Annotated in this window: 13 protein-coding genes; all 13 read right to left on the bottom strand. The window is 33.7% G+C overall.

The window, feature by feature from the left end; all coding sequences use genetic code 11:
• On the bottom strand, positions 1 to 285 hold a 285-nt coding region (locus ACKI44_RS08045; RefSeq protein ID WP_407423272.1), incomplete at its 3' end, for an uL30 family ribosomal protein.
• 11 nt (positions 286 to 296) lie between these two features.
• Positions 297 to 938: a 30S ribosomal protein S5 gene (gene rpsE / locus ACKI44_RS08040; protein ID WP_407423270.1), complete on the bottom strand. Its 642-nt coding sequence runs from the start codon at positions 936 to 938 to the stop codon at positions 297 to 299.
• Between the two features lie 2 nt (positions 939 to 940).
• Complete coding sequence (locus tag ACKI44_RS08035; RefSeq protein ID WP_407423268.1) at positions 941 to 1522, bottom strand: 50S ribosomal protein L18; 582 nt, start codon at positions 1520 to 1522, stop codon at positions 941 to 943.
• Between the two features lie 2 nt (positions 1523 to 1524).
• Positions 1525 to 1980, bottom strand: coding sequence for a 50S ribosomal protein L19e (locus ACKI44_RS08030; RefSeq protein WP_292798885.1), 456 nt, complete (start codon positions 1978 to 1980; stop codon positions 1525 to 1527).
• A 138-nt stretch (positions 1981 to 2118) separates the two neighbouring features.
• The gene (locus ACKI44_RS08025; protein ID WP_407423266.1) at positions 2119 to 2454 is read right to left on the bottom strand and encodes a 50S ribosomal protein L32e; all 336 of its coding nucleotides are present in this window, start codon (positions 2452 to 2454) and stop codon (positions 2119 to 2121) included.
• 12 nt (positions 2455 to 2466) lie between these two features.
• Complete coding sequence (locus tag ACKI44_RS08020; protein ID WP_407423264.1) at positions 2467 to 3003, bottom strand: 50S ribosomal protein L6; 537 nt, start codon at positions 3001 to 3003, stop codon at positions 2467 to 2469.
• Positions 3004 to 3011: 8 nt separating this feature from the next.
• On the bottom strand, positions 3012 to 3404 hold the full coding sequence (locus tag ACKI44_RS08015; protein ID WP_292877639.1) for a 30S ribosomal protein S8: 393 nt from the start codon (positions 3402 to 3404) through the stop codon (positions 3012 to 3014).
• A gap of 11 nt (positions 3405 to 3415) precedes the next feature.
• Positions 3416 to 3568: a 30S ribosomal protein S14 gene (locus ACKI44_RS08010; RefSeq protein WP_407423261.1), complete on the bottom strand. Its 153-nt coding sequence runs from the start codon at positions 3566 to 3568 to the stop codon at positions 3416 to 3418.
• Positions 3561 to 4082: a 50S ribosomal protein L5 gene (locus ACKI44_RS08005; RefSeq protein ID WP_407423259.1), complete on the bottom strand. Its 522-nt coding sequence runs from the start codon at positions 4080 to 4082 to the stop codon at positions 3561 to 3563. The genes ACKI44_RS08010 and ACKI44_RS08005 overlap by 8 nt, the downstream gene beginning before the upstream one ends.
• Positions 4079 to 4807 (bottom strand): 30S ribosomal protein S4e, encoded by a 729-nt coding sequence (locus tag ACKI44_RS08000; RefSeq protein WP_407423257.1) that lies wholly within the window; start codon positions 4805 to 4807, stop codon positions 4079 to 4081. Before ACKI44_RS08000 ends, ACKI44_RS08005 begins: the two co-directional genes overlap by 4 nt.
• A 1-nt stretch (position 4808) precedes the next feature.
• Positions 4809 to 5159: a 50S ribosomal protein L24 gene (rplX, locus tag ACKI44_RS07995; protein ID WP_407423255.1), complete on the bottom strand. Its 351-nt coding sequence runs from the start codon at positions 5157 to 5159 to the stop codon at positions 4809 to 4811.
• A gap of 8 nt (positions 5160 to 5167) precedes the next feature.
• Positions 5168 to 5566: a 50S ribosomal protein L14 gene (locus ACKI44_RS07990; RefSeq protein WP_058739677.1), complete on the bottom strand. Its 399-nt coding sequence runs from the start codon at positions 5564 to 5566 to the stop codon at positions 5168 to 5170.
• 5 nt (positions 5567 to 5571) lie between these two features.
• Positions 5572 to 5731: 30S ribosomal protein S17 (rpsQ, locus tag ACKI44_RS07985; RefSeq protein ID WP_407423274.1), on the bottom strand; the 160-nt coding region annotated here is incomplete at its 5' end.

Below are 5731 nucleotides of genomic sequence, written 5' to 3'. Positions count from 1 at the left end.
CAATTCAGCAATATTTTCGTAATCTGAATTTTCAGCCACATATTCATCAGTGACTTTGTCATTGCCAGGGATTCTGCCTCTTTTTGCAATCATGGCTGCGACAAATTCAGCATCAACTTCACCCCAGGTGATGTAATCCTTAGCTTTTTGAAGCATACCTTCATAACTAGGATTTTCTTCTACTAATACTGCATGACTAATTCTGTTAAGTCTTAACATATCTAAGGTGTCAGCAATATTTTGAATAACACCAGTAGTTCCTCTAACTCTAATAACTAAAAACATAGTATCACCATTTAGTAATTAACTCCCATTTTCTTGAGGTCTTCTGCACTAGCTTTAACTTTACTTAACTCTTTTAAAGCATCAAATACTGCATTAGCAAAGTTAACTGTAGTTTGAGTTTGACCAAAAGATTGAGACCATACATCGTGAATACCAGCAAGTTTTAAAATTGTTTTACCAACATCACCGATTACTAAACCTACTCCTGCAGGTGCAGGCATTAAATCTACACTAACACTACTGGTTTTACCTTGTACTTTGAATGGTACGGTGTGTTCTCTTCCACAAACACAACCCCAGTCACCACAGCCTCTTCTTACTTTGATAATATTATATTTAGCATTATCAACAGCTTTTCTAATAGCTGGGCCGACTTCTTTAGCCTTACCCTGGCCTAATCCGACATATCCATCTTTGTTACCTACAGCAACAATTACTCTGAAATTAACTTTTCTACCAGATTTATGCATCCTTTGAACTAAGTTAACATCCATTACTTCTTCTTCTAAATCTGGGATCAAGGCATCAACTATTTCTAACTCCATAATTGGAAGACCTTTTTCAAAGATTTCATCGATGTCAGTAATGGTTCCATCTTTAACTAATCTACCCATTTTAGTTTTAGGTTCCCATTCATCAATATTAAAACTCATAGTTATTCCTCTGCCTCATCAATCTTCTTAATAGTTTCATCAAAGTTTTCAGGTAAGTCTGTAGGTTCTAAACCTCTTTCTAAATACTTTGAGAATTTTTTAGCTTTTTCGTCGTCATCTAAAGATTCAGCATAATTTGCAATGTGTTCTCCTCTGATACGTTCATCTTCAGGGAAAATGAAATCACCGTGAGGAACTTCTAAACCTGCGTCAACAGCACCTTTGAGAGCTGCAAATATTTTAGAACCTTTAATTGGAGATCTTAAACCAATATCTAAAATTGCATATTCTACACCAGCAGCTAATGCTCTTTTAGCACAGAGGTAACCTGTTAAATAAACACCAGTGATGTTACCGGTATTACCTAAGTAACCGTAGTTAGCTAATTGTTTACCAACAGCTGATGCAACAGTGATATCTCCTTCAGGAGCATAATCAACAATTTGAACAGTAGCTTGAGCGTTAGAAACTCTAACAACTAAACGAGATTTTTCGTAATCTATTAACTTGATTCTAGCACCGTAATCGGTTTTTCCTTCTCTTCTTCTTCTAAATGCTACTTTGTAATTTGATCCATGTGCCATGTTTACTCATCTCCTTTAATTAAGTCATGGTCACGTGCGTAGTTTCTCATGTAAGATTTACTTCTGAATGCTCCACCTTTTGCCATTTTGTATAATTTACGGTAGGTGGTTGCATCAATGATTTCTTCTTCACGCATTTCTTTAAGGTCTTTTCTTAAAGCTCTGATTGTAGTCATCCATTGTTTTTTCTTAGGAGTACGAGCTTTTTTAGCACCTTTTCTACTACCTGCACCTTTTCTTTTTCCTTTTGCTTTTTGTTCTGCGATTTTTTTAGATCTGTAGCTACTAATACCTTTTTGAGGTTTCGCTTTAATAGCTCCATCATTAATTAACTGTTTAACACCTTCTCTTGTAATCGCCATGGATACTTCTTCGATTCTTTCTGGGTCTATCCATACACGATTAAGCCCTACTTTAAGGATGCTTGCAGCTAATCTTTTTTGAGTTGTAAGATTCATATATATAATCCTCCATAATTCAGCATAGCTGATAAATTTAGATAAATTATCTAAACTCCCTTAATTTTTATCTTTAATGGTTAAACCAATTCTATAAAAGCCCCTGAACTGACATAACCTATAAACATAAATTCATATTTAAATGTTTTTATTTAAAACTTTAATTCCTAACTCAGATGCTTTATCTAACATCATGAGTTTTTTCCTTTTACCAATAGAAGCACTGATTCTTGCAGCATCAGTTTCTGGGTTTAAAGCTTCTAATTCTTTCATATTGTTAACAAGAACATCATTATATCCGGAAGGATGTAAGTTCCTAATAGCTCTAGGGGTTCTGTATCCAATAGCAGGCATATCAGGTTTTCCTGCTTCATATCTTCTCATTTTACTAGTTTTACCTCTAGGGCGTCTCCATTTTATTCCAAGTTTTTTATAACGAGCATATTCTTGTCTTTTAAATCTTTTATTAGCCATGATAATCACCAATTATTCTTTGCTAGTTAAGTATATTCCGTCTTGGAATACTCTAGGATCTCTTCCTTTAATTTTAGTTGCTTGTTCTAAGTTAGCCATGGTCTGACCAACATGTTCCTTATTGATACCGGTAATTGTTACCTCATCACCTTTTACTGCTACTTTAGCACTACCTACGATTTTAGCAGTTCTTGGGTGTCTTTCCCCGAGGAAATTATCTATAGTTACGATATCTTTTTCAACTTTTACAGTCATTGGAAAGTGAGCAAATACGATTTTCATGTGGTATTCAAAACCATCGGTTACACCAGTAATCATATTGTTGATGTGTGCCCTGGTGGTTCCAATCATTGCTTTATCTTTCTTTTTAGGAAATGCTGTTTCTAATACAACATTGTTTTCATCATTTTTAATACTTACATTAGGATAAGTAAATTTTCTGGAGTCTTCTCCATTAGGTCCTTTTACAGTGACCTCATTATTTTCAATTATAACTTCGACGCCTTCAGGGATTGCAATTTCTTCCCTTATAGCTGCAGCTACTACCATTTTATCACCTAATACATGTAAGCCAACAAACGTCCACCAATTCCTCTTTCCTTAGCCTCATAGTGAGTCATAATTCCTTCAGGAGTTGTGACGATTAAGATACCAAAGTTCTTTGCTGGCAAATATCTTTTTTCAAATTTCTCAAATTCATCTTTTTTTACAGCGTGACGAGGTTTGATAACACCACATTTGTTAATGTTACCTAATAATTCTACAGTGAATTTACCTGCTCTGTTGTCATCGATGTATTCAAAGTTACCAATATAATTCTCTTTTTGCATTGTGCTTAAAACTTCTCCAATTAATTTGGATGCTGGGGAAATAACACAAGAATCATTTACTTGTAATTCGTTATTTCTAATATTTGTTAAAGCATCTGCAAGAGGATCCATAAGACTCATATCATAACACCTTAATTATATTTTTTAAATCCAATTTTAGGAGCAATTTCCCTAAAACATTGTCTGCACAAATTTAATCCATATCTACTAATCATAGCAGAGTGGTCACCGCAACGAGCACATTTTTTTGATGCTTTTCCATATTTTCTTGGCAAACTAATCACCTATCTCAGTTACATAATTAACATTAAAGTTTTCTTCCATGAATTTCATAGTTTCTTCTTTAGTAATTCTATGTTTTTGAGGAACTTTCTTTTGTTGAATTTTTCTTCTGGCTATTCTATAACCAGGTTTTTCAAAAGTAATTGAAACATTCATACCGAAAATACCGATATCCGGATTATATTTCATTCCAGGAATATCAATGTGTTCTTTAATACCGAAGGAAAGGTTTCCTTGAGCATCAAATTGAGTAGGTTTAATGTTTCTGCTGATTCCTTCTAAAACCATATCAATAGCTTTGTCAGCTTTTTCTCCACGTAAAGTTAATTTACATGCGATTGGTTGACGTTTTCTAATACCCCATTCTGGGTTAGTTACTGTTGAGTAAGTTTTAACAGGGGTTTGATCAAACATTTCTTCTAAAAGTGTGATAGCACGGGATAATTTTTCACCTGCTTCTCCTACACCAATGCTGACAGTAGCTTTTTCAATTCTAACTTCATTCATTGGGTTCATTTATTAACCTCCAATAAAGAAATTGCTGGAGCATCGCTACCAACTACAAATGCATAATCTTTTAAAGTTAAAAATTCATCTTTAGCACTATTTTGAATAATAATAGTGTTTGGGTTTGATGATTTATTTTCAATAATTTCACTTACAGTACCTAATTCACCGGTGTGTTTACCACCAGTAACAAGAACGGTAACACCGATTTCTAAAGGATAAACTTCTTTGATTTCTTGTTCAGGTACTTTTAAATCAATTACATCTCCAACATTGTAATCATTTTCTTCAAGGATGATATTTTTACCATCGTGTAAGTTTAATTGAGTTTTTCCACCTTTAATGGTAGTTTTATCTACAATTTTACTTAATTTTGAATCATTTTCATCAATTGGGTGTAATTGTAATCTTCCTTTAGTATCTAAAAGAACTCTATAAGTTTCACCAGTTTTTGGAATTTCAACAATATCTTGGAATCCTACTGGGAATTTATAATCTTTAACAACTCTGCCATCTACTAAAACGTTACCTGAGTTAATAATCCTTTTAGCTTCTCTAGAATTATCAGCTAATTTTAAAATATCTCTGATAACTAAAGTTAATGGGATTGCATCAACAATAGCGTGAGAACCTGCGGAAGGTTTAACTGTCCAGGTATCTTCTTTAGGATGAATAGGCCAAGTTTTAGGTGCTTTGTATCTTTTAAGATGTTTTCTAGATCCCATTTTAGCCATTTTAATTATCTCCTCTATTTTTTATTCTTCTATCGTCTTTTGTATTAGCATCAATAATCATTAAGTTAGATGGATCGACTGGAAGGAAAACTGCAGTTCCGTCTGGTTTTGATAAAGTAACTTCTTCGATGGTTACTTTGTAAGAACCGTAATCAACATCAAGAACTTCTCCTTCATGTCCTTTGAAATCTCCACGGAGAACTCTAACTTTATCGCCTGTTCTTAATGGTAAAGATCTTTTACCTAAATCTGCTCTTAAGTCTTTACTTAAAGTAGCGCTTAAGTGTTTACCACGTGCATGAGCAGGAGCATTATAAAGAGCTTTTCTTTGTTTTCTTGGTTGTTTTGACATTTTTTCACCTATACTAAAATATTTGCTGCACTACCTACACTAGGCCATCTGTCAGCTGCTTCTTTAGCAACAGGTCCTCTGATTTCAGACCCTTTTAATATTCCTTCAGGAGTAATAATAACAGCCGCATTATCTTCAAATTTAACACGAAGACCATCAGCACGTCTATATTCCTTTTTTTGTCTGATAACTACTGCATTAACAATTTCTCTTCTCATGTCAGCAGTTCCTTTTTTAACAGAAGCAACAACTAAATCTCCAACACCAGCAACGTCTAATCTCCTTCTTACACCTTTAAATCCTTTTACGGAAATAATTTCGATTTCACGTGCACCAGTGTTGTCAACACATTGGAGTCTTGCTCCAATTGGTAATGCTTTAGATACACTAGATGTTAATGGTTTCATATTATTTACTCTCCTTTAACCTCAACTAAAACAAAATGTTTAGTTTTACTTAATGGTCTGCATTCTGCAACTTTTACAGAATCACCAACATTCACACTTAAACAATCTGGTTTGTGAACATTGATTTTTGATTTTCTTTTTTCGTATCTTTCATATTTTTTAATA

The sequence above is a fragment of the Methanobrevibacter sp. genome, from assembly GCF_045646205.1.
In the GTDB taxonomy this organism is placed as follows: Archaea; Methanobacteriota; Methanobacteria; order Methanobacteriales; family Methanobacteriaceae; genus Methanocatella.
The sequence above is the reverse complement of the archived record's forward strand: the minus strand, read 5'-3'. Positions and strand labels throughout refer to the sequence as shown.

Excerpts from the sequence above, each read along its gene's own strand:
- rpsE (WP_407423270.1), bottom strand. The coding sequence starts at position 938 with ATGAGTTTTAATATTGATGAATGGGAACCTAAAACTAAAATGGGTAGA.
- ACKI44_RS08035 (WP_407423268.1), bottom strand. The coding sequence starts at position 1,522 with ATGGCACATGGATCAAATTACAAAGTAGCATTTAGAAGAAGAAGAGAA.
- ACKI44_RS08030 (WP_292798885.1), bottom strand. The coding sequence starts at position 1,980 with ATGAATCTTACAACTCAAAAAAGATTAGCTGCAAGCATCCTTAAAGTA.
- ACKI44_RS08025 (WP_407423266.1), bottom strand. The coding sequence starts at position 2,454 with ATGGCTAATAAAAGATTTAAAAGACAAGAATATGCTCGTTATAAAAAA.
- ACKI44_RS08020 (WP_407423264.1), bottom strand. The coding sequence starts at position 3,003 with ATGGTAGTAGCTGCAGCTATAAGGGAAGAAATTGCAATCCCTGAAGGC.
- ACKI44_RS08015 (WP_292877639.1), bottom strand. The coding sequence starts at position 3,404 with ATGAGTCTTATGGATCCTCTTGCAGATGCTTTAACAAATATTAGAAAT.
- ACKI44_RS08005 (WP_407423259.1), bottom strand. The coding sequence starts at position 4,082 with ATGAACCCAATGAATGAAGTTAGAATTGAAAAAGCTACTGTCAGCATT.
- ACKI44_RS08000 (WP_407423257.1), bottom strand. The coding sequence starts at position 4,807 with ATGGCTAAAATGGGATCTAGAAAACATCTTAAAAGATACAAAGCACCT.
- rplX (WP_407423255.1), bottom strand. The coding sequence starts at position 5,159 with ATGTCAAAACAACCAAGAAAACAAAGAAAAGCTCTTTATAATGCTCCT.
- ACKI44_RS07990 (WP_058739677.1), bottom strand. The coding sequence starts at position 5,566 with ATGAAACCATTAACATCTAGTGTATCTAAAGCATTACCAATTGGAGCA.